This window comes from Streptomyces sp. NPDC002868, from assembly GCF_055563295.1.
The window spans coordinates 303,160-326,508 of sequence record NZ_JBVHDR010000003.1 but is presented as its reverse complement, the minus strand read 5'-3'; the positions used below and the strand labels follow the sequence as shown (position 1 = coordinate 326,508).

15 protein-coding genes are annotated in these 23,349 nt (G+C 70.5%); 5 read left to right on the top strand and 10 right to left on the bottom strand.

Annotated elements, in window-relative coordinates:
* Positions 1-7 precede the first annotated feature (7 nt).
* Positions 8-850 carry a DsbA family protein gene (locus ACZ3H8_RS12205; RefSeq protein WP_467400579.1) on the top strand — a complete coding sequence of 281 codons (843 nt, stop codon included), beginning with the start codon at positions 8-10 and terminating at the stop codon, positions 848-850.
* A 138-nt stretch (positions 851-988) separates the two neighbouring features.
* Complete coding sequence (gene lgt / locus ACZ3H8_RS12200) at positions 989-1,948, top strand: prolipoprotein diacylglyceryl transferase (protein WP_467400576.1); 960 nt, start codon at positions 989-991, stop codon at positions 1,946-1,948.
* Between the two features lie 105 nt (positions 1,949-2,053).
* On the opposite strand, the gene ACZ3H8_RS12195 is transcribed toward lgt, so the two are convergent.
* From ACZ3H8_RS12195 to ACZ3H8_RS12165, 7 genes are all read right to left on the bottom strand, one after another.
* Complete coding sequence (locus ACZ3H8_RS12195; RefSeq protein ID WP_467400574.1) at positions 2,054-2,854, bottom strand: HpcH/HpaI aldolase/citrate lyase family protein; 801 nt, start codon at positions 2,852-2,854, stop codon at positions 2,054-2,056.
* Positions 2,851-4,056 (bottom strand): CaiB/BaiF CoA transferase family protein, encoded by a 1,206-nt coding sequence (locus ACZ3H8_RS12190; RefSeq protein ID WP_467400572.1) that lies wholly within the window; start codon positions 4,054-4,056, stop codon positions 2,851-2,853. Before ACZ3H8_RS12190 ends, ACZ3H8_RS12195 begins: the two co-directional genes overlap by 4 nt.
* Positions 4,053-4,940, bottom strand: coding sequence for a ribokinase (rbsK, locus tag ACZ3H8_RS12185; RefSeq protein ID WP_467400569.1), 888 nt, complete (start codon positions 4,938-4,940; stop codon positions 4,053-4,055). Before rbsK ends, ACZ3H8_RS12190 begins: the two co-directional genes overlap by 4 nt.
* On the bottom strand, positions 4,937-6,415 hold the full coding sequence (locus tag ACZ3H8_RS12180) for an ADP-ribosylglycohydrolase family protein (RefSeq protein WP_467400568.1): 1,479 nt from the start codon (positions 6,413-6,415) through the stop codon (positions 4,937-4,939). Before ACZ3H8_RS12180 ends, rbsK begins: the two co-directional genes overlap by 4 nt.
* Positions 6,412-7,575: an ADP-ribosylglycohydrolase family protein gene (locus ACZ3H8_RS12175; protein WP_467400565.1), complete on the bottom strand. Its 1,164-nt coding sequence runs from the start codon at positions 7,573-7,575 to the stop codon at positions 6,412-6,414. The genes ACZ3H8_RS12180 and ACZ3H8_RS12175 overlap by 4 nt, the downstream gene beginning before the upstream one ends.
* The gene (locus tag ACZ3H8_RS12170) at positions 7,541-8,719 is read right to left on the bottom strand and encodes an ADP-ribosylglycohydrolase family protein (protein WP_467401279.1); all 1,179 of its coding nucleotides are present in this window, start codon (positions 8,717-8,719) and stop codon (positions 7,541-7,543) included. Before ACZ3H8_RS12170 ends, ACZ3H8_RS12175 begins: the two co-directional genes overlap by 35 nt.
* A gap of 89 nt (positions 8,720-8,808) precedes the next feature.
* The gene (locus ACZ3H8_RS12165) at positions 8,809-9,882 is read right to left on the bottom strand and encodes an ADP-ribosylglycohydrolase family protein (RefSeq protein ID WP_467400563.1); all 1,074 of its coding nucleotides are present in this window, start codon (positions 9,880-9,882) and stop codon (positions 8,809-8,811) included.
* 209 nt (positions 9,883-10,091) lie between these two features.
* Here ACZ3H8_RS12165 and ACZ3H8_RS12160 point away from each other — a divergent pair, with 209 nt between their 5' ends.
* The 3 genes from ACZ3H8_RS12160 (at position 10,092) to ACZ3H8_RS12150 (ending at position 17,212) form a co-directional block, all read left to right on the top strand.
* A complete protein-coding gene (locus ACZ3H8_RS12160; RefSeq protein ID WP_467400561.1) occupies positions 10,092-10,820 on the top strand; it encodes a VIT1/CCC1 transporter family protein in 729 nt (242 codons plus the stop codon).
* Positions 10,821-11,190: 370 nt separating this feature from the next.
* Positions 11,191-15,759, top strand: a complete 4,569-nt coding sequence (gene gltB / locus ACZ3H8_RS12155; RefSeq protein ID WP_467400558.1) for a glutamate synthase large subunit — start codon at positions 11,191-11,193, stop codon at positions 15,757-15,759.
* Positions 15,752-17,212, top strand: a complete 1,461-nt coding sequence (locus ACZ3H8_RS12150) for a glutamate synthase subunit beta (RefSeq protein WP_467400556.1) — start codon at positions 15,752-15,754, stop codon at positions 17,210-17,212. The genes gltB and ACZ3H8_RS12150 overlap by 8 nt, the downstream gene beginning before the upstream one ends.
* 138 nt (positions 17,213-17,350) lie before the next feature.
* Here the strand turns inward: ACZ3H8_RS12150 and ACZ3H8_RS12145 are convergent, their stop codons facing one another.
* Genes ACZ3H8_RS12145 through ACZ3H8_RS12135 form a run of 3 tightly spaced genes read right to left on the bottom strand, consistent with a single transcriptional unit; the run spans position 17,351 to position 23,315 of the window.
* Positions 17,351-17,803 carry a hypothetical protein gene (locus ACZ3H8_RS12145; protein WP_467400554.1) on the bottom strand — a complete coding sequence of 151 codons (453 nt, stop codon included), beginning with the start codon at positions 17,801-17,803 and terminating at the stop codon, positions 17,351-17,353.
* A complete protein-coding gene (locus ACZ3H8_RS12140) occupies positions 17,800-18,132 on the bottom strand; it encodes a hypothetical protein (protein ID WP_467400551.1) in 333 nt (110 codons plus the stop codon). Before ACZ3H8_RS12140 ends, ACZ3H8_RS12145 begins: the two co-directional genes overlap by 4 nt.
* A complete protein-coding gene (locus tag ACZ3H8_RS12135; RefSeq protein ID WP_467400549.1) occupies positions 18,129-23,315 on the bottom strand; it encodes a caspase family protein in 5,187 nt (1,728 codons plus the stop codon). Before ACZ3H8_RS12135 ends, ACZ3H8_RS12140 begins: the two co-directional genes overlap by 4 nt.
* Positions 23,316-23,349 lie beyond the last annotated feature (34 nt).

Here is a 23,349-nt window from a genome sequence, read left to right as displayed (position 1 = left end):
GCCGGATGTGAGCGAGAAGAACCAGGAACGGAAGCGGACCGCGCGCGAGCGGCTCCAACAGGAACGTGAGTCGGAGAAGGCCCGCGAGAAACGACGGCGGCTGCTGATCGTCTCCGCCGCGGTGGTCGGCGTCCTCGGCCTCGCCGCCGTCGTCGGCGTGATCGCCGCGAACGCCGGGAAGAAGAAGGACGGCGGCTCGGACGCCGGTCCGCTCCTCGCGCCCGCGGGCGTGCAGGGCAAGGACCAGCTCGCGATCCCGGTGGGCGCGAGCGACGCCCCGTCCACGCTCACGGTGTGGGAGGACTTCCGCTGCCCGGCCTGCGCCGCTTTCGAGAACACTCTCCGGGACACCATCCATGAGCTGGAGCAGGCGGGCAAGCTCAAGATCGAGTACCACCTCGCCACCATCATCGACGGGAACATGGGTGGCAGCGGCTCGTTGCACGCGGCGAACGCCGCGGCGTGTGCGCAGGACGTGGGGAAATTCGCCCCCTACCACGACGTGCTGTACCAGAACCAGCCGCCGGAGACCGACGACGCCTTCGCCCAGAACAGCAGGCTGATCGAGCTCGCGGGCAAGGTCGACGGCCTGGACACGCCCGAATTCCGCAGCTGCGTGGAGGACGGCAAGCACAACAGCTGGGTGACCAAGTCGAACACCGCCTTCAAGAACGGCGGCTTCCGCGGTACCCCGACCGTGCTGCTCAACGGGGAGTCCGTCTTCCCGCAGAAGGGCTCCGAGCAGATCTCCGTCGCCAACTTCAAGAAGTGGGTCGAAGAGGCGAACAAGGGCAAGAAGCCGGGCACCAAGCGGTCCACGCCGAGTCCGGGCGGCCCGGCTTCCTCCTGACGGCCCCGGGCCGCCTCCTGGCGTACATCGGCGTACATCCACGTACATTCGGCGTACGTCCGGGGCGCGGCTCGTTATCCAGAAGTTGCCGGGTGGGTTGCCGTGCGTCCTGCCCGGCAGGGTAGCGTCGGTCCTGCCATGGATATTGCCTACATTCCCAGCCCGTCGACCGGAGTGATCCACCTCGGACCGCTCCCGCTGCGCGGCTATGCCTTCTGCATCATCATCGGTGTCTTCGCGGCCGTCTGGTACGGCAACAAGCGCTGGATCGCTCGCGGCGGCAAGGCCGGCACCGTGGCCGACATCGCCGTCTGGGCGGTGCCCTTCGGTCTCGTCGGCGGCCGGCTGTACCACGTGATCACCGACTACCAGCTGTACTTCAGCGAGGGTGAGAACTGGGTCGACGCCTTCAAGATCTGGGAGGGTGGCCTCGGCATCTGGGGCGCGATCGCGCTGGGCGCGGTCGGCGCCTGGATCGGCTGCCGCCGCCGCGGGATCCCGCTGCCGGCTTGGGCGGACGCCCTCGCGCCCGCCATTGCCATAGCGCAGGCGATCGGCCGCTGGGGCAACTGGTTCAACCAGGAGCTGTACGGCAAGCCGACGGATCTGCCGTGGGCCCTCAAGATCACCGAGGGTACGAACCGCGAGGCGGGCCTCTACCACCCGACGTTCCTGTACGAGTCCCTGTGGTGCATCGGCGTCGCGCTGCTGGTCATCTGGGCCGACCGGCGCTTCAAGCTGGGACACGGCCGGGCGTTCGCGCTCTACGTCGCCTCGTACTGCGTGGGCCGGGCCTGGATCGAGTACATGCGGGTCGACGAGGCGCACCACGTGCTGGGGCTGCGCCTCAATGTGTGGACCTCGATTGTCGTCTTCGTGCTGGCGGTGACGTACATGGTGATCTCGGCGCGGGTGCGGCCCGGGCGCGAGGAGATCGTCGAGCCGGAGAGGCCCGACAAGTCGGCGAAGGCGGCGGCTGCGAAGCCGGAGGCGGACGATGCTGCGGGCGACCTGGCTGAGGACCCGGCGGACGGGGACGAGGCTGCCGCGGAGGACTCGGGCGCAGACGCGGACGCGGAGTCGGCCAAGAAGGGCTGACCGCGGGCGCTTGCGCGACTTACATGACGAGGCCGCCGGGACCGAGAGGTCCCGGCGGCCTCGTGCGTTCCCCGCATGCTCCTCTGCCCCTCCGTTCCTCCGCTCCTATCCGCCCTCGCGTCGCGCGAGGGCGAGGGTCCGCTGCGCCGCGGCCACAATCGCGGCGTCCACGAAGCGGCCGTCCGGCAGGGCCAGCGCGCCCTCGTCCGTGGCCGCCGCCTTGACGACCTCCTCCGCCGCCTCGATCTCCTCGGGCGTGGGGCGGAACGCCCGCTCGATGACCGGGAGCTGGCGGGGGTGGATGGCCGCCCGGCCCAGGAAGCCGAGAGCGCGGCCGTGGGTGCAGGAGGCGTAGAGGGCGTCCAGGTCACGGATGTCGGGAAAGACGGACTGGACCGGTGGCGCCAGACCGGCCGCGCGGGCGGCGACCACGATGCGGGTACGCGGCCAGTCGAGGCCGGTGCCGTCCCGTATGCCGAGGTCGGCGCGGAGGTCTGCCTCGCCGATGGCGATGCCGTGGACGGCGGGGTGTGCGGTGGCGATGGAATACGCGTGCTCGATGGCGAGAGCCGATTCGAGGAGCGCATAGAGGGGGACGCCGGGGGCGCGGGCCGCGATCCGCCGGATGTCAGTGGCGTATGCGACCTTGGGGATACGCAGAGCACAGAGGCCGGGGAGTGCGGTCAGGGCCTCGATGTCATGGGGGGTGTTGATGCGGACATGGACCGGAAGCGTCTGGGGGGAAGCGAGGAGTTCGGCTGTGGCGGCCAGCGCGTACTTCTTGCGGTCGGGGGAGACGGCGTCCTCCAGGTCGACGATCACGACGTCGGCGTTGGAGGCGAGGGCCTTGTGCACGACCTCGGGCCGGTCTCCGGGGGCGTACAGCCAGGTGAGGGGTGTGGTCATAGGGCGCCCTGGGCGCGCAGAGCGGTGATTTCGGCCCGGGACAGGCCGAGTTCGCTGAGGACCTCGTCCGTGTCGGCGCCGTGCGGGCGGCCTGCCCAGCGGATGGCGCCCGGGGTCTCGGAGAGCCGGAAGAGGACGTTCTGCATCCGGAGGGTGCCGAGTTCGGGGTCGGGGACCTCGGTGATGGTGTCCAGCGCTTGGTATTGGGGGTCTTCCATGACGTCACGGACGTCGTAGATCGGTGCGATCGCCGCTTCGGCCTTCTCGAAGGCGGCCATGGCTTCGGCGCGGGTGCGGCAGGCGATCCAGCCGCCGACCGCCTCGTCGAGCACGTCGGCGTGCTCGGCACGGCCGCTGCCGGTGCTGAACCACGGCTCGTCGATCAGGTCCGGGCGGCCGACCAGATGCATGACGCGTTCGGCGATGGACTGGGCGGAGGTGGAGACGGCCAGCCAGGAGCCGTCGGCCGTGCGGTAGGTGTTGCGCGGGGCGTTGTTGCAGGAGCGGTTGCCGGTCCGTTTCTGTACGTACCCGGTCTGGTCGTACCAGAGGGGCTGCGGGCCGAGCACGGTCAGGATCGGCTCGATGATTGCCATGTCGACGACCTGACCGCGGTCGGTGGCGGTGCGGGCGGTGAGCGCGGTCATGACGGCGTACGCGGTGGCGAGCGCCGCGATCGAGTCGGCGAGGCCGAACGGAGGGAGGGTGGGCGGACCTTCGGGCTCGCCGGTGATGGAGGCGAAGCCGCTCATCGCCTCTGCGAGGGTGCCGAAGCCGGGTCGGTGGGAGTACGGGCCGAACTGTCCGAAGCCGGTGACGCGGGTCAGCACGAGGCGGGGGTTGGCTGTGCTCAGCTCCTCCCAGCCGAGCTGCCACTTCTCCAGGGTGCCGGGGCGGAAGTTCTCGATGATCACGTCGGCGGTCTTCGCGAGACGGAGGAGGGTCTCGCGGCCGCCGGGGGTGGACAGATCGAGGGTGACGGTGCGCTTGTTGCGGCCGAGCAGCTTCCACCACAGGCCGACGCCGTCCTTGTCGGGGCCGTGGCCCCGGGAGGGATCGGGCCGGGTGGGGTGCTCGACCTTGATGACCTCCGCGCCGAAGTCGCCGAGCATGGTGGCGGCGAGCGGGCCCGCGAAGAGAGTGGCCAGGTCGAGGACGCGCAGGCCGGTGAGGGGAGCGGCCGGCGGGGGAGTCTGGGTCATGAGGCGTCGTCGATCTCTGAGCGGTACGGCATGGACGTGGAGGCGCCGGGGCGCTGGACGCACAGGGCGGCGGCGGCCGAGGCCCAGGTCAGGGCCTGTTGTACGGGCCTGCCTTCGACGAGCGCGACGGCGAGGGCGCCGACGAAGGTGTCGCCGGCGCCGGTCGTGTCGACGGCCCGTACGCGAGGCGCGGGCACGGTGACGGGAGCCGTGCCCCGGGCCGCGTACAGGCTGCCCGCCGAGCCGAGCGTGATCACGACCTCGGGCACCTGGCGCAGCAGCGCCTCGGCGGCCAGGTGCGGGTCGGCGACGCCGGCGAGGGTGGCCGCCTCGTGCTCATTGGGCACCAACAGGTCGGTGACGGCGAGGAGTTCGGGAGGAAGGGGCTGCGCCGGGGCGGGGGTGAGGACGGTCCGTACACCGTTCCGGCGCGCGGCTTCGGCGCCGTCCAGCACGGCGCTCAGGGGGAGTTCGAGCTGGAGGAGCAGCGCGACGGAGGAAGCGATGAGAGCCTCGTCGCCGGGGGCGAGCGCGGTGACGGTGCCGTTCGCGCCGGGGATCACGACGATCGAGTTGCCGCCTTCGTCGTCGACGACGACGTGCGCGGTGCCGGAGGGGCCTTCCGCGGTGCGCAGAAGGTCGGTGTCGACGCCGGACGATTCAAGTGTGTGCCGTAGCCGTACGCCGAAGTCGTCCGAGCCGACCGCGCCGATCATGGCGACGTCGCCGCCGGCGCGGGCGGCGGCGACGGCCTGGTTGGCGCCCTTGCCGCCGGGGATCGTGAGGAACTCCCTTCCGGTGACGGTCTCTCCGCGTTTCGGCGCGTGTGAGACGTACGCGACGAGGTCCATGTTGGTGCTGCCGAGCACCGCGATGCCGGTCATGGGCGGAGTGCCTCCTGGTGTGTGAGGTGGGCGAGGGTGTCGAAGCCGATGCCGTCGAAGCCGGCGACAGAGGTGGCGAGACGGTTCTTGAGGGGGGTGGTCCAGCGGTCGGGGATCGCGGCGGGGTGGCCGGCGAGCAGGCCCGCGACGGAACCGGCGGTCGCGCCGTTGGAGTCGGTGTCCCAGCCCCCGGAGACGGCACGGCAGATGGAGCCGGTGAAATCGCCGTCGGCGTGGGTGAGTGCGGCGGCGAGGAGGGCGGCGTTGGGGACGACGTGGACCCAGTGGTGGTGGCCGAGGGCGGTGTGAAGCCCGTCCACGACGGTGTCGAAGTCGGGTTCCGCGCGGGCGGTGGCGATGCCGAGACGGATGGCATTGGCGAGCCGGGAGCGCGGGGGGACGACGGTGAGGCCGGTCCGCAGACACTGGTGGACGTCGCTCCGGCCGTCGGCTGCGGTGGCGATGGTGGCCGCGATGAACATCGCGCCGTAGACGCCGTTCGCGGTGTGGGTGAGCGACGCGTCGCGATGGGCCTGCGCGGCGGCGGCCGCGGGGTCGCCGGGGTGCGTCCAGCCGTGCACATCGGCGCGGATGGCGGCACCGATCCACTCCCGGAAAGGGTTGCGGTGGCCGGCGGTGAGCGGGGGTTCGACGCCGGAGAGGAGATTGCGGTAGGCGACGCGCTCGGCGGTGAAGGTACGGCCGGCCGGGAGCTCGTCGAGCCAGAGCTGGGCGAGCTGGGCGGTGGTGAACGCCTTCCCGTGGCGCTGGAGGAGCAGCAGGTTGAGGAGGGGGTAATTGAGGTCGTCGTCCTCGGGCATCCCGTCGATGTTCTCGGCGAGTGAGGTGCCGGCGGACCGGCGATTCCAGGGGTGTGCGGCGGCGAGCTCCGGGGGGAGGCCCTTGGCGGTGAACCAGGTGTGGAGGGGCCAGTTGCCGGTGGCGCGGGCGATGCTGCGGATGGCGTGGAGGGGGAGCTTTTCGACCGGCTTGCCGAGGAGACAGCCGATGGCGCGGCCGAGCCAGGAGGCGTGCAGGGTGTTGGGGCGGGGGTGTCTCTCCCCTGGCCCGCCCTCCCCCAGAGCTTCGCCTGGGTGGGGGTGCCCCCGGCGCAGCCAGGGGGAGTACCCCCCTCCCGAAACTCGGGGCAAGCCTCCAGCCCCCCGGTTCCTTGGCGCTTCGCGCGTGGGCCAGGCCGGGCAGGCGGCCTTGATCAATGCGAGCGGCGTCGGCTCTTGCTCCGTCAACGGGGACGGCAGCAGGGCCAGTTCGTCCAGGAGCTCGTACGCCAGGGCCCTCAGCTCCGGTGGCGCGGGTGCCGGAGACGCTCCACCCCGCGGCGGGGACTCGGGGCCGCCCGCGCGTGCCCAGCGGGTGCGGATCTCCGTCGCGTCGCGGCCGTCCTCGTCCGCCTGGCGCAGTTCGTGGCGCACCAGGTCCTCCGGCTGGACCCAGGTGAGGCGGAGGCCGGTCATCGCGGATCCGTCAGACGGGCGAACGCCGATTCGTGGGTGCGGCGGCGGGTCGTGTCGCGGGCGAAGATCTCGCGGGTGACCGCGGTCAGCGCCGCCGCCGGGGAGTGCAGGTCGAGGCGGCTGGCCTCGGCGACTGTCTTCGCCCAGTCGCTCGGCACCGCGGACTCGCCGTGGAGCGCGCCCGCGATCGCCCCTGCCATCGTGGCGATCGAGTCGCAGTCGCGGCCGTAGTTGACGGCTCCGAGGACCGTACGGCGGTAGTCGCCGCCGCCCACCAGAAGCATGCCCAGGGCGATCGGGAGTTCCTCGATGGCGTGCAGCCGGGAAGGCCGGCGGGCGGCCAGCGACGGGGCGCGGTAGTCCGGGCCGACTGTGTCGAAGGGGGCGACGGCCGCTCGGAGCGGGGCCAGCGCCGACTCGAAGTCCGTGTGGTGCGGGGCGACTTCGGCCACCGCCTCGATCGCCGAGCCCGTGCCGTCCTTGGCCAGCGAGAGTGCCGCGTCCACGACCGTTGTGGGCGTGGCGCCGGGCAGGCACGCCGCGGCGACCGCCGCCGCGAAGACGCCCGCCGCCTCACGCCCGTACGAGGACTGGTGCGCGCCCGCGATGTCGATGGCCTCGGCGTAGGCGGCCGCCGGATGCGCCGCGTTGACCAGGCCCACCGGGGCCATGTACATCGCCGCGCCGCAGTTGACGATGTTGCCGACGCCCGCCTCGCGGGGGTCGTTGTGCCCGTAGTGGAGGCGGGCCACCATCCACTTCTCGGCGAGGAAGACGCGCTGCACGGGGAGCGCCTCCGCCTCGAGCTCCGGAATCCAGCGGGGGGTCGAGATCAGGTCGGGGACCAGATGGTCGGCGACGGCGTAGGCGTCGAGGTGGTCGCGGACGGTGGTGTACACGCGGATCAGCGCGTGCGTCATGAGGGTGTCGTCGGTGACGTGTCCGTCGCCCTTGTGGTACGGCGCGATGGGGCGGGCGGTGCGCCATTCGTCGCCGTGCCACGGGCCGACGATGCCGTGGACACGGCCGCCGTGCCGCTCCACGATCTGCTCCGGGGTGTAGCCCTCGACCGGGCCGCCGAGCGCGTCACCGACCGCCGCGCCGATCAGGCTGCCGCTGATCCGGTCATCGAGTGTGAGCGTCGCGAGTGTCGTCGTCATGCCGGAATTGTCCACCCGGGGCGGTCAGTTCCGTGTGTGCGAGCAGCCCGGCGAGTTCGACGAGATCCGTGCCGGCGAGCCGGGGGAGCGCGCAGCCGGCCAGGGTGCGGCAGGCGTCGCGCCAGGTGGCGGGCACGGCATCCCCGCCGCCGAGCGCGCCGGTCAGGGCGCCGGCGAGGGCGGGCGCGGAGTCGGCGACGCGGGACAGGCAGGCGGCCGCGGGCACGGCTTCGGCGACCCGGCCGCGGGCGGCGGTGGCGAGGGCGAGGGCCACGGGGACGGTCTCGGCGGCGGCGATGCCGTAGCTGTAGACGTGGTCGACGATCTGGTGCTCGAGGAGCGGTACGAGTTCGAAGGCGCCGTGGGCGTCGCGGGCGAGCTTGACGGCGTGCTGGGCGTTGCGGCCGATTTCGGTGGCGTCGGGGAGTTCGGCGAGGGCGGCGTCGACGGCGTCGTCGACGGGCGCGCCGCCGAGCGCCGCGGCCACGGCGGCGGCCATGGCGCGGGCGCCGTGCACCCCGTCGCCGTCCTGGCTGTAACGCGCGTCGAACTCGGCGAGCGCGGCGGCGGCGGCCGGGTCGCCGGGGTGGACGACGGCGAGGACGGCGGCACGTACGCAGGCGGCGTCGTCGAAGAAGTGCGGGTTGTCGTGGCCGGTGGCGGGCGGGCGGAGGCCGGTGGCGAGATTGCCGAGCCCGGCGCGTACGGAGATCCGGGCGCGGAGGGGGAGTACGGCGGACTCGACCTCGGGAGCACGGTCGGCGGCCGCGGCGACCTCGCTGGCGAGGGAGTTCCAGGCGAGATCGACGGCGGCGCGCATCCGGCGGCCGGGCGCGAGCCCGGCGAAGAGATCACCGGCGGCGGTGAGCACGGTCTCGGCGGCGAAGGCGGCCCACTCGGCGTCGTCGGAGGGGCCGAGGCGGAGGGGTTCGGGGGACTGGTTGAGGGCGATGGGGACGGGGAGCGTGGTGGTCGCGTTCTGCTCGGCGAAGTCGTCGAGCTCACGGGTGAGCCGACGGGTCCACTCGGGCATCCGCGCGGCCCGATGCCGCGCGGACGGCCACCCGGCGGCGTCGCCCGCGGCGAGCCCGAGGAGCAGCCCTTCGATGGGACGGGACGGTGTGCGGCCGGAGCCCGCGGGCATGCCCCAGAGCCCCTGGGAGACGCTCGGCGGCGGGCCTGCCGGGGCAGGCTCGGCAGGTCCCGCGTCCTCGCGCCACCGCGGCTCGCACGTCATGACGCCGCCTGTGGGTCGTCGTCCGGGGTGAGCAGTTCCGCGATGTCCAGGACGTGGTAGCCGGTCATCGACGGGAGGCAGCTGCCGCGGACCGGGCCGATGGCCGAGGACCATTCCGGGGGGATCGCCGTGGCCCCGGACATCGCCCCGGCCAGCGCGCCCGCGACCGCCGCCGTGGTGTCCGCGTCGCGGCCCATGTTGACCGCGGTGAGAACCGACGTACGGAAGTCTCCGCGCGCCGCCGCGAACGCGCCGAACGCCAGGCCCACCGCCTCCGGGGCCAGGTCCGTCCACGGGTAGCCGCCGATCACCACCGCCGAGCGGACCGCCCGTTCCATTGCCAGGGTGTGCGCATGGGTGCGCTGGGCCGCGACCACCGCGCGGCGCAGGGAGCGGGCCGTCCAGGAGTCCATCGGAACCACCGAGAGCGCCGCTCCGATCACCCCGGCCGGGCCCTCGCCCGCCATCGCCGCGGCGACGCCCGCCGCAACCGCCTGCCCGCCGTAGATGCCCTCGCCGTCGTGGCTGACGGTGCCGTCGATCGCGACCAGCCGCGCCGCCTCCGCCGGGTGGCCCGCCGCGAAGACGCCGAACGGCGCCGCGCGCATCGCCAGCCCGTCGCTCCACGCGTGCCGGTGCTGGGCAGAGATCGGGGCGGCGAGCCCGCGCCGCAGGTTCTCCAGGGTGCCGCGTTCGCTGAACCCCGCCCCGCGGAAGGGGCCTTCGTCCAGATCCGCGATCCAGTGGTGCCACGCCTTCTCGACATGCGCGACGGTCAGCGCCGAGCCGTGCCGCGCCAGCAGCAGGCCGGAGAAGATCGCGTACTCCGTGTCGTCCGTACCCGCCGGGTCCTCGCTCACGAAGCCTTCGATACGGCCCCACCGGCGGCGGATCTCGGACGGCCGCATGTTCTCGGCGGGAGCGCCGAGCGCATCGCCCACCGCGAGGCCGAGCAGTGCGCCACAGGCCCGGTCGCGGAGTACGGCGGCGGTCGTAACTGCGGCGGCCGTAACAGGGGCGGTGGGGGCGCGGGCGGCGGGATCAGCGGGATTGCATGCAATCAACTCCATGGGGCGGGCCCCTTTCGCGCGCACCGAGCCTGTTCCTGCATCTGTGCCACATGCGGCGCGCGACGAGTCTGAGAAACGTGTCTGTCACCCGCCTGACTACAGGTAAGTACGGCCTGCCTTGCTGGCGGGCCCCTTACATAGTGCGTATTTTCGAGGGTGTTGAGGGGGGAGCGGGACCACCGGGCCCGCTGCCGGAGAAGGGGAGAACTGTGTCCATCATCGAAACCGGGGCGACGCTCCACGCGGCGCACCGTGACAACCACACCCACCGTGATGTCAACGGCGGCTGGCTGCGCCCCGCGGTATTCGGCGCGATGGACGGACTGGTCTCCAACCTCGCCCTGATGACCGGTGTCGCGGGCGGCGCCGTGTCCCAGCAGACCATCATCATCACGGGGCTCGCCGGACTCGCAGCGGGCGCCTTCTCGATGGCGGCCGGTGAGTACACCTCGGTGGCCTCCCAGCGAGAGCTCGTCGAGGCCGAACTGGACGTGGAGCGGCGGGAGTTGCGTAAGCACCCGGTCGATGAGATGGAGGAGCTCGCCGCGCTGTACGTGGCCCGCGGCGTCGAGCCCGCGCTCGCCCGCGAGGTGGCGATGCAGCTCTCCAAGGACCCCGAGCAGGCGCTGGAGATCCACGCCCGCGAGGAGCTCGGCATCGACCCGGACGACCTGCCGTCGCCGACCGTCGCCGCCGTCTCGTCCTTCGGCTCGTTCGCGCTGGGCGCGCTGCTGCCCGTTCTGCCCTATCTCCTCGGCGCGAGCTCCCTGTGGCCCGCGGTGCTGCTCGCTCTGGTCGGGCTCTTCGCCTGCGGTGCGCTCGTCGCCCGGGTGACCGCGCGCAGCTGGTGGTACAGCGGACTGCGCCAGCTGGTCCTCGGCGGCGTGGCGGCGGCCGTCACCTACGGGCTCGGGGCGCTGTTCGGCGCGGCTCTCTGACCCGCGGCCCTTGCGGTCCGGGCCGGTCGCCCCCGAAGGTTGTGACGTACGCCCTCTCTGAGAAAACCGCCTCAGGTGAGACACTATGCATGGAGCTACATATGTAGCCGTTACTCTGCGGTTTCGAGTCCTTAACCACTGGGCATGAGCCGTAGACGCTGTGGGCAATGGAGCCTGCTCTGCGATGGGCCGGCGGATATCGATCTGTCCGACTGTGACCCACCTTCACCGCTTTGCGCGGTGTCCGCATGCTGGAACGAGCTATCCGCTTTCCGAGAAGCACTCCATCATGTAACCTGCACGAAATTTCGCGGAGGGCCAACGTCGTCCCTCGGCAGTTGCATATGCCACGACGACGACGGGAGTGCCGATGCGTTCCGACGCCTGGTCGCCCATGGACGGTCGCCCCGCCCCCCAGGGGATGTACGACCCCCGTAACGAACACGACGCATGCGGCGTCGGGTTCGTGGCCACCCTCACCGGTGTTGCCAGCCATGAGCTGGTCGAGCAGGCGCTGACCGTACTGCGTAACCTCGAGCACCGCGGTGCCACCGGCTCCGAGCCCGACTCGGGTGACGGCGCCGGCATCCTGCTTCAGGTCCCGGACGCATTTTTGCGTGAGGCCAGCGACTTCGAACTTCCCGAAGCCGGTTCCTACGCCGTCGGCATCGCCTTCCTGCCGGCCGACGACTCCACGGGAGCCGTCTCACGCATTGAGAAGATCGCCGCCGAGGAGGGCCTGACGGTCCTCGGCTGGCGCGAGGTCCCGGTCACCCCGGATCTGCTCGGCAACGGCGCGCGCGCCACCATGCCGGCCTTCTCCCAGCTCTTCGTGTCGGACGGACCGGACGGCGCCAGCAAGGGCATCGCACTGGACCGCAAGGCGTTCGTGCTGCGCAAGCGCGCCGAGCGCGAGGCCGGCGTCTACTTCCCCTCGCTCTCCGCCCGCACCATCGTCTACAAGGGCATGCTGACCACCGGCCAGCTGGAGCCCTTCTTCCCGGACCTCTCCGACCGCCGCCTGGCGACCGCCGTCGCGCTCGTGCACTCGCGGTTCTCGACCAACACCTTCCCGAGCTGGCCGCTCGCCCACCCGTACCGCTTCGTCGCGCACAACGGCGAGATCAACACGGTCAAGGGCAACCGCAACTGGATGCGCGCCCGCGAGTCGCAGCTCGCCTCCGAGCTCTTCGGGGCGGAGAAGCTGGAGCGGATCTTCCCGGTCTGTACGCCGGACGCCTCCGACTCCGCGTCCTTCGACGAGGTCCTGGAGCTCCTGCACCTCGGCGGCCGCTCCCTGCCCCACTCCGTGCTGATGATGGTCCCCGAGGCGTGGGAGAACCACGACTCCATGGACCCGGCCCGGCGCGCCTTCTACCAGTACCACTCCACGATGATGGAGCCCTGGGACGGCCCGGCCTGCGTCACCTTCACCGACGGCACCCAGGTCGGCGCGGTCCTCGACCGCAACGGCCTGCGCCCCGGCCGCTACTGGGTCACCGACGACGGACTCGTCGTCCTCTCCTCCGAGGTCGGCGTCCTCGACATCGACCCGGCCAAGGTCGTCCGCAAGGGCCGCCTTCAGCCCGGCAAGATGTTCCTCGTCGACACCGCCGAGCACCGCATCATCGAGGACGACGAGATCAAGTCGGCCCTCGCCGCCGAGCAGCCGTACCAGGAGTGGCTGGAGGCCGGCGAGATCGAGCTCGAGGACCTCCCCGAGCGCGAGCACATCGTCCACACCCACGCCTCGGTCACCCGCCGCCAGCAGACCTTCGGGTACACCGAGGAGGAGCTGCGCGTCATTCTCGCGCCCATGGCCAGGACCGGCGGCGAGCCGCTCGGCTCCATGGGTACGGACTCCCCGATCGCGGCCCTGTCCGAGCGCCCCCGGCTGCTCTTCGACTACTTCACCCAGCTGTTCGCGCAGGTCACCAACCCGCCGCTGGACGCCATCCGCGAGGAGCTCGTCACCTCGCTGCACTCCTCACTGGGCCCGCAGGGCAACCTGCTCGAGCCGACCGCGGCCTCCTGCCGGTCGGTCACGCTGCCCTTCCCGGTGATCGACAACGACGAGCTGGCCAAGCTCATCCACGTCAACGCCGACGGCGACATGCCCGGCATGACCGCCGCGACCCTCTCCGGTCTCTACCGCGTCAGCGGCGGCGGCGACGCCCTCGCGACCCGTATCGAGGAGATCTGCGCCGAGGTCGACGCCGCCATAGAGGACGGCGCCCGCCTGATCGTTCTCTCCGACCGGCACTCGGACGCCGAGCACGCGCCGATCCCGTCGCTGCTGCTCACCTCCGCCGTGCACCACCACCTCATCCGCACCAAGCAGCGCACCCAGGTGGGCCTGCTGGTCGAGGCCGGCGATGTACGCGAGGTGCACCATGTCGCGCTCCTCATCGGTTACGGCGCGGCCGCCGTCAACCCGTACCTGGCGATGGAGTCCGTCGAGGACCTGGTCCGCGCCGGCACCTTCATAGAGGGCCTGGAGCCCGAGCAGGCCATCCGCAACCTGATCTACGCGCTGGGCAAGGGCGTTTTGAAGGTCATGTCGAAGATGGGCATCTCGACGGTCGCCTCCTACCGCGGCGCGCAGGTCTTCGAGGCCGTCGGCCTCGACGAGGCGTTCGTGGAGAAGTACTTCAACGGCACCGCCACGAAGATCGGCGGAGCCGGACTCGACGTCATCGCCAAGGAGGTCGCCGCCCGGCACGCCAAGGCGTACCCGGCCTCCGGCATCGCCGCCTCGCACCGCGCGCTGGAGATCGGCGGCGAGTACCAGTGGCGGCGTGAGGGCGAGCCGCACCTGTTCGACCCGGAGACGGTCTTCCGCCTCCAGCACGCCACGCGCACCAAGCGGTACGACATCTTCAAGAAGTACACGGAAGGTGTGAACGAGCAGTCCGAGCGGCTGATGACGCTGCGCGGCCTGTTTGGCTTCAAGTCGGACCGCCGGCCGATCTCCGTCGACGAGGTCGAGCCGGTCTCCGAGATCGTCAAGCGCTTCTCCACCGGCGCGATGTCGTACGGATCGATCTCCCGCGAGGCGCACGAGACCCTCGCCATCGCCATGAACCAGCTGGGCGGCAAGTCCAACACCGGTGAGGGCGGCGAGGACGCGGACCGTCTGTACGACCCGGAGCGCCGCTCGTCCATCAAGCAGGTCGCCTCCGGCCGCTTCGGTGTGACCTCCGAGTACCTGGTCAACGCGGACGACATCCAGATCAAGATGGCGCAGGGCGCGAAGCCCGGCGAGGGCGGCCAGCTGCCCGGCCACAAGGTCTACCCCTGGGTCGCCAAGACCCGGCACTCGACCCCGGGCGTCGGTCTGATCTCCCCGCCGCCGCACCATGACATCTACTCCATCGAGGACCTGGCTCAGCTGATCCACGACCTCAAGAACGCCAACCCGGCCGCCCGCATCCATGTGAAGCTGGTCTCCGAGGTCGGCGTCGGCACGGTCGCCGCGGGTGTCTCCAAGGCGCACGCGGACGTCGTCCTGATCTCCGGCCACGACGGCGGCACCGGCGCTTCTCCCCTTACGTCGCTGAAGCACGCGGGCGGCCCCTGGGAGCTCGGCCTCGCCGAGACTCAGCAGACCCTGCTGCTCAACGGCCTGCGCGACCGCATCGTCGTCCAGACCGACGGCCAGCTGAAGACCGGCCGTGACGTCGTCATCGCCGCGCTGCTCGGCGCCGAGGAGTTCGGTTTCGCGACCGCGCCGCTCGTCGTCTCCGGCTGCATCATGATGCGCGTCTGCCATCTGGACACCTGCCCGGTCGGCATCGCCACGCAGAACCCGACCCTGAGGGACCGGTTCTCCGGCAAGGCCGAGTACGTCGTCAACTTCTTCGAGTTCATTGCCCAGGAGGTCCGTGAGCTCCTCGCCGAGCTGGGCTTCCGTACGATCGAGGAGGCCGTCGGCCACGCCGAACTCCTCGAGACCGAGCGGGCCGTGGACCACTGGAAGGCGCAGGGCCTCAATTTGGCTCCGCTCTTCCACGTCCCCGAGCTGCCGGACGGCGCGGTGCGCTACGCGCTGGTCGAGCAGGACCACGGCCTGGAGAAGGCGCTCGACAACGAGCTGATCGAGCTCGCCGCCGAAGCGCTGAACGCCGCCACCGCCGAGGAAGCCCAGCCGGTCCGCGCGCAGGTCGCGATCCGCAACATCAACCGGACCGTCGGCACGATGCTCGGTTACGAGGTGACGAAGAAGTTCGGCGGTGCGGGCCTGCCCGACGACACCATCGACATCACCTTCACCGGCTCGGCGGGCCAGTCCTTCGGCGCGTTCGTCCCGCGGGGCGTCACGCTGCGCCTGGAGGGCGACGCCAACGACTACGTCGGCAAGGGTCTCTCCGGCGGCCGCGTCATCGTCCGCCCGGACCGGGGCGCCGACCACCTCGCCGAGTACTCCACCATCGCGGGCAACACCATCGCCTACGGTGCGACCGGCGGCGAGCTGTTTCTGCGCGGCCGCACCGGCGAGCGGTTCTGCGTCCGTAACTCCGGCGCCACGGTCGTCTCGGAGGGCGTGGGCGACCACGGCTGCGAGTACATGACCGGCGGCCACGCGGTGGTGCTGGGCGAGACCGGACGTAACTTCGCAGCCGGCATGTCCGGCGGTGTCGCGTACGTCATCGATCTCGACCGCGACAACGTCAACGTCGGCAATGTCGGTGCCATCGAGGCCCTCTCGGACGCCGACAAGGAGTGGCTGCACGATGTCGTGCGCCGCCACCAGGAGGAGACGGGTTCCACCGTCGCAGCGAAGCTGCTGGCCGAGTGGTCCGTCGCGGCGGACCGATTCAGCAAGATCATCCCGACCACGTACAAGGCAGTGCTCGCCGCCAAGGACGCCGCTGAGCTCGCCGGTCTCTCCGAGCAGGAGACCACCGAGAAGATGATGGAGGCGGCGACCAATGGCTGACCCCAAGGGCTTCCTGACCACCGGGCGCGAGGTCGCCAAGACCCGCCCCGTCGCGGAGCGCGTGAAGGACTGGAACGAGGTCTACGTTCCCGGCTCGCTGCTGCCGATCATCAGCAAGCAGGCCGGGCGCTGCATGGACTGCGGCATTCCGTTCTGCCACAACGGCTGTCCGCTGGGGAACCTCATCCCCGAGTGGAACGACTACGCCTACCGCGAGGACTGGGCGGCCGCGAGCGAGCGGCTGCACGCGACCAACAACTTCCCGGAGTTCACCGGCCGGCTGTGCCCCGCTCCGTGCGAGTCGGCCTGCGTCCTCGGCATCAACCAGCCGGCCGTCACCATCAAGAACGTCGAAGTCTCGATCATCGACAAGGCCTGGGACAGCAATGACGTACGGCCCCAGGCGCCGGAGCGGCTTTCCGGCAAGACGGTCGCGGTCATCGGCTCGGGCCCGGCTGGTCTGGCCGCGGCGCAGCAGCTGACGCGGGCGGGTCACACGGTCGTGGTGTACGAGCGCGCGGACCGCATCGGCGGGCTGCTGCGGTACGGCATCCCCGAGTTCAAGATGGAGAAGGTGCACATCAACCGCCGTATCGAGCAGATGCGCGCGGAGGGCACCAAGTTCCGTACCGAGGTGGAGATCGGCCGTGACATCGACGCGGCGAAGCTCCGCCGGCGCTACGACGCGGTGGTCATCGCGGCGGGCGCGACCGTCTCCCGCGACCTGCCCGTTCCCGGCCGTGAGCTGAACGGCATCCACTTCGCGATGGAATACCTGCCGCTCTCCAACAAGGTGCAGGAGGGTGACTTCGTCGCTCCCCCGATCACCGCGGAGGGCAAGCACGTCGTCGTCATCGGCGGCGGCGACACCGGCGCGGACTGTGTGGGCACGGCCCACCGCCAGGGGGCGGCCTCCGTCACCCAGCTGGAGATCATGCCGCGTCCCGGCGAGGAGCGGCCGTCGGGCCAGCCGTGGCCGACGTTCCCCATGCTCTACAAGGTCACCTCGGCGCACGAGGAGGGCGGCGAGCGGGTCTACTCCGTCTCGACGACGCACTTCGAGGGCGACGACGAGGGGAACGTGCAGTTCCTGCACCTGGTCGAGGTGGAGTTCGTCGACGGCAAGCTCACCCAGAAGCCGGGCACGGAGCGCAAGCTGCCCGCGCAGCTGGTCACCCTCGCGATGGGCTTCACCGGCACGGACCAGGAGAACGGTCTGGTCCAGCAGTTCGGCCTGGAGCTCGACGAGCGGGGCAACGTCGCGCGGGACGCGGACTTCGCGACGAACGTCGACGGCGTGTACGTCGCGGGTGACGCGGGCCGTGGTCAGTCGCTGATCGTGTGGGCGATCGCCGAGGGCCGCTCGGCGGCGCGCGGCGTGGACCGCTACCTGACGGGGGCGAGCGAACTGCCGGCTCCGATCCGCCCGACGGACCGTGCGCTGACGGTCTGAGTTCCACCCCCAATGGACGTCCCGTACAACGACGTACGGGCTGGTAGAACCGGGGCTCACCCCCCGGACCCTGTAACGCGGCGCCTGCCCCTTTCCCCGACCGGACTGGGCAGGCGCCGCGGTGCGTCTGCGCGGGGCCTAAGCGGAAGAAGGGGCCAGCCAGGTCACCAGCACCGCCGCCGCGACACAGACCACGCCCAGCAGTCCGAGCCAGCGTGCCCACTCCACCAGCTTCCAGATCGTCCGAGTGCGGGTGGTCTCGTAGCGCAGGATGTGGGTGGCTTCCAGTACCCGGGTCTCGCCCGGCCGGCCGTGAACCGCGGAAACCGCCAGCCACGACGCACTGATCAGGGCGACGAAGCCGGTGACGAGAAGGGCGATCACCCATGTCCGGTGGCAATGTGGCAGCTTGCTCAGACTCTCCTGGCCCTTGAGCACGAAGACCGTAGTGAGTAGCCCGGTGAGCGATGCCAGAAAGTTCCGGTACCCCTCGGCCTGTGTCCTGGCCTCCTCCAGCTGACGCCGCGGCTCGGCCATCGCCCGCGCCCTGCGGTCCGCGTCCCGCAGCTGTTCCGGGCCGAACCCGCTCACTGGGGAAGCCCGGTGGCAGGCAGGGCGATGAACAGCCCGGCCCCGCAGCCGCCGTCTTCGCCGGCAGGCCGCCCCATGTGCAGCGAGCGGCAGGTGCAGACCGTGTACCAGGGCGTGGAGGAGTCCGGCGCCGCCTCGCGGCCCAGGAAGCCTCCCTTGGCGACCGTATACTGCCCGACCGGCCAGCGTTTGGTCATGGAGCACTGACAGACCGGGCAGGTTCCGGTCGCCTCGTACCGGTCCTGGCCGTCACGGCGCCGTATCCACTGGAAGCCGGTCACGGGTGTTCCGCGGGTGACCGTCTCGTCGTAGGACCTAACTGAACTCATCGATCCTGCACCTCTGTTGACGGGACTACGAGGGAGAAGAGTGCGCTGTAGCGGGCGAACCGCTCACGCACCTCGGCCTCGGAAAGATCGGTCTCCTCCGCGCACAGCGCGATGTGGTCGGGGTCGACGGGCCCCGAGAGTGCGGGCGCGCGCCCCGTCAGCTCCTCGGTGAGGACGATGACGTCGCGCCAGTCAGGTACAAGGTCCGCCTCCTCCGGGGTGGGCTCGCGGACCGTGACGTCGAGTCCCAGGCAGCGGAAGGGCGCGAAGCGAGCGTAGGCCTTTTCGAGGGTCCAGCCGAAGCGGCCCGCGACGAGGACGAGTCGGAGCGGGTCGAGGGGCGCGGAGCCGAGGAGGTCGTCCTCGAAAGCGGCGATGTCGAACATGTCGGGGTGCAGGTCTCTGATCGCCAGGGCGTCTTCGCCCGTGAATTCGCCGGGCACGGGAGGGGCGCCGATGACGGCGTAGGGAGCCAGCATGTCGACACATGTGCCAAGGCTGATCCGCTGTGACTTGCAATGCAGCAACAAAGAGCGGACGGTCAGCCGCCCCCGGAAACGGCTCTGGACGTTCCTGGCGCCCAGCAGGAGCTGGGCGAGGTCTGGCGTGGGGGCCAGCGCCATGGCCTCGTCCGGAAGCGCGACGACGGACAGGGGCAGGTCTTCGGGCAGGCCGGCGAACCTGGCGACGACCTCTCCGAGCGTGGTCTCGCCCCGCATCGCGAGAGACAGGAGATAGGCAGGAGTGACCTCCTCCCGGTCGAAGTCCCTGGAGACTTCATAGGCCAACCGACTGCGACGTGAGGTGGCCGAACCCCGGTGAGGGGCGGGAAAGAGAATCGCCTGGATGCTCGCCAGCCGTGGCTGGATGGCTTCGAGCTGGGAACGGCACCCCTCGGTGAGTACACCGCACGCTTCGAGCAGTGCGATCTCCTCCGATGCTTCCGCCAGCCTGGCGTCCAGGTTGTCGAACGTGGCCTCGTCGTCCGGGAGGCTGCAGACAATCTCCCAGGGGCCGATGAGGCGGTCCGGCTCCCTGGGGTCGTAGTTCACGGGACGAAGCCAGGCGGGAGCGGTCGATTCGCCGGTTCCGTCGGGGAGAGCCGGCGTCCGCACACCTGTGGCTTCGCTGGTTTCGTCGATGATGTTGCTGACGTCGTCAAGTGTGAGCTCATGGTGGGCGGAGCACAGCACCACATGCATGAGCGGCACCTCGCCCCGGTACCACGGCGCTACGCCGTCGATGTCCACGGACAGCAGCTCTCGCTGGACCCTGTCCAGGGATGGTGAGTTCAGCGTCTCGTCGGACGGTTCGGCGGCGAGGGAGAAGCCCAGCGGCGCGAGGACGCGCACACGGTCGGCCAGATAGACCCGGGAGGCGGGGTCGTCGGTACGCTGGATCAGCTCAAATGCGTCGACGACCCCCGGGTGCCAATCGCGCTCGTCGTTGTCCTCGTCCACCGAGCCGATCAGCAACTCGACGTCGGACGTGGAGAACCGTTCGCCCAGCAGCGCCGGCTCGAGTTGCGGCAGAGAGGGCAGCCGCCGGTCGATGGCCTTCAGGGTGCGAAGGGCCTCGAGGGTGTGCCCGAGGGTGACATCGTGCTTCGAGGCAGTCAGGAGCAAAGGCGCGTGGACGGCTGGTGATATGTCTTCCCTGTAGTCGGATACGTGCTGATACGCATCGTAAAGATCCACAGCGAGCGCGTCGAGGCGGAGGGAACGAAGAGCCCGGATGTCTCCCGTCGCGGGGACGAAGGCGCCGACGACGGCATATCGGCGCAGGGCGCGCAGAAGTTCGTGCAGCGGGACTCGCAGCGATACCGCGGCCGGTAGCAGCCCCTTCCAGCCGTCCACCGGTTGCTCTTCCGGGAAGAGGGCGAAGTCGAGAACGGAGGGTGTGGGATAGCCCTCAGGCAGGAACTGCTGCTCCTGTTCGGGAGCCTGGAGCAGGGATTTTCGCCATGCCGAAAGAGTTGACCCGGCCCGTACTCTCCCCGTGCCATGACTCAACACCGAGCCGTCGAAGGGGAGGCAGCCGACATCCGCGAGGAGCAGGTATGTCGTATACCGCTCTTCCTGGAATTCTTCGTCGTGCACTTCCAGCAGACAACGGGTGTCGCCGGAGAGTTCCGCCAACACCCTCAGCGCGAGCCGTGGTTCGGCCTGCGTCAGTCGCCACAGCCAGTTCATGGAAGCCCACACGCAGCCTTCGAGCGCGGGCCCGACCGAGGCCAGGAGCGCCTCCATGACCCGGTCCTCGTCGTAGGAGAGCAACTCGTTCCGGTTCACGCTGAGCTCGGGATGGTGCGCTTCCCGGAGGTTGAAAACATAACCGAACTTGCGCGGAGAGTCCTTGATGGTGACGCCGTCGAACAGGAGTCTTCCAGGGCCCTGGACGATCCACGTGCCCTCTCCGGACGTCCTGCTGTCGCGCCACTGGCGCTGTGAGCGCAGTTCGTTCGGCCGCCAGCGGGAACTGCGCACGGTCCGTCCCGGATCGTCCTCGGCGAGTTCCACCGCCTTCACGTCGTAGTCGCTCACCCACAGAAGCGAGTTGAGGGTGTCCACCAACGAAGGAAGGGGTTCCTCGTGCGCCGTGAGGTAGAGACGGACGCGGGTTCCACCGTTGACGGGGGCGTTTGCGTCTGGACGGATCTGGAGCAGGTTCGAGCCCGCGTGGATGTCCGCGCGCAGGGCGCTCTGCCCCATGGCCTTGCCGTGGAAGTCGACCGCTCCGGTCCAGACGACGACCTCCTCCGCCAGCATGAAGTAGCTGAACACCCCGATGCCGAACCGGCTGTTCATCGCCACGTCGTCGATGCCGTACCGGCGCCAGTTGCGGCGCTCCTGGAGGAAGTCCGGGTCCTGTTCGTACCGTTTGCCCGCACGGGCGAACATCGAGGTGAGCTTCTCCCTCGACATGCCGGTGCCGTTGTCCTCGCACTGGATGTACGGGCGGCCCTCCTCGTCCCAGCCCTGGGTGAAGGTGATACTTCCGCGCCAGCCGGGGTCGGGGCGGCCCCGCCGGACGCCGTACTGCACGCGCATGTCGCGGTGGCGGCACGCGTCCAGGGCGTTCTGGTACAGCTCCCGTACGGCGAGGGTGCGGTCCCCGTACAGTTGGGTGCCCATCAGCAACGGGCGGATCTCGTCCTCGGCCAGTCTCAGTCGCTCCAGCGGCTTCGTGTACTCGCCCTCGTACGGGATCAGATGCTCAGTGGTCACCTCGACAGGGAGTCCGCGCAACAGCGCGGGCGCGCTCGTACCCTGTTTGTGCCAGTGCCGGTGCAGGGAACGCACCGCCGCGTCAGCGCACGCGACGAGTTCCTCAATCGCAGCATGGAGGGCGGGGTGCGGGCACCGGAAGCGCACGGCCAGACCATAGGCGCCGTCACCTGCCGGGAACCGGGTGTCGTCGTAGGCGTAGCCGGTGGAGAGCACGGGAATGACTTCCCGCGGCACCAGCGGTTTGTGTGCGGTGAGATGGTCGATGAGAACGCTGGACATCCGGCGCGGGTCCGCCGCGAGCAGCCCCGCCGTCCACAGCAGGTGGGCGAGGTCGCCGCCACGCCACTGGCTTCCGGGGACGGGCGGGTAGTGGTTCCAGTCGTCGTCCTGATGGGCCTCGTTGATGCGGGGGCTGCTTCCGGGACGTACGGTCACGTGGCCCAGGACCTGGCGCACCTGGCGGTCGATGGCATGGCGTTCGGCGTCGGTGGGCGTGTGCGCCGACGGGTCCTCTGCCGACGCGATGACGGCGTCGACGGTCATCTCGATGAGGGCGTCGATGCTCGGGTAGTCACCTGTGCGCTCCCAGAGCCTGTCCCAGTCCGCTATGTAGCGGTGCCGCAGCCAGTGGTCGGCGGCGAGGGCGGCCTCGGCGAGCCGACGGCGGCGCAGCGCCTCGGCCATGCGCTGGACCCGTGCATGGGAGCGGCACACATCCACGACGGCACTGCGGACCAGGCGCTGATGCTCGCTCGGGCAAAGGGCACCGTCGGCCTGCGGTGATCCGTCTCCGTCCAGCCGGTCGCCGAAGATGGCGGACAGTTCCCCGAGTGCCACGGCCACGACGCCCTCGTACACGACAGGGGCGGCGAGCAGAACGGCCGTTTCTGCCGGCGACAGCATCTCGCTGTCCCGCAGTCCGGACCGGCGCACAAGGTCGGTGAGATACCGCTCGACCCGGACGGGGTGGGCGGGATCGCCCCAGGGGTCGTCGAGATGGGCACCGATCCCGGACCGGCTCTCGGCGACCTTGAGGACGAGGCCGGTGAGCCGGGCCTTGACCCGGTCATGAGCGGCTGGGCTCCCGGATGTGTGGGCCCAGAGGGCCGATTCGGTGAGCGACTTGGTCCAGCGGAGGGTCTCCTGGGAGCCTTCGCAGAGCGGGAGTTCGTCCGCCGCCTCCCGCCGCTGGTGCGGGATGAACGGCTGGATCTCGGGAGGCGGGAACGGAAGATCCTTGGCCAGCCGACGTGCGGTCTTCCGTGTGTACTCGACGATCTCGCCGAACGTCGTCGGCGGGCTGGTGGGGGAGAGAGCCTCGGCGAGTGCCCGGCCGAAGTGACTGCCCTCGTGGGGATCGGCGAAGGACTGCTGACCGGAAGCGCAGCTGTGCAGCCAGAACACGTCCTCTCCGCCGTTGACCAGGAGAGTCTGTTCGGTCTCGGCCGGGTTTCGGGGGCTGGCCGTGCGGCACATGTCCAGACAGATGGCGGCGGTCACGCCGGGCTTCAGCCCGTCGAGCAGGTCGCGAGGGTCGGCGCCGAGCAGAGTCCCGGTCAGAAGTCCCCTGCTGCCATCGGGACGCAGATCTCCCGGCTGGGCGTCGGCCGGCACGAGGTAGTCGCGGCCATTCACGGACTCGCCGTGGCAGGAGACGTAGACGAACGCGGTGTCACCGGGTTCGCACGAGGCGAAGAGATCGTGCAACCGGCCCAGCAGTGTGCCGCGACCCACGTTCCGGTTCTGCTGTTCGGGATGGCCCGAGTGATGGGCCGTGACCAGGTAGTCCGACTGCTCCAGCGCCTTGCCGATCAGTTCGACGTCCCGGTCGGCGCAGACGAGGTGCGGGAAGCGCTGCGCGAGGTCCGGCACCTGGCGGAGTGAAGGGGTTTCGGTGATGCCGATGAGCAGTGCGCGTCGTCGGCCTCCACTCCTGTACGTCCCGTATGCCACGCTGAATCGATGCCCTTCGCGCCTGCCTGTCGTG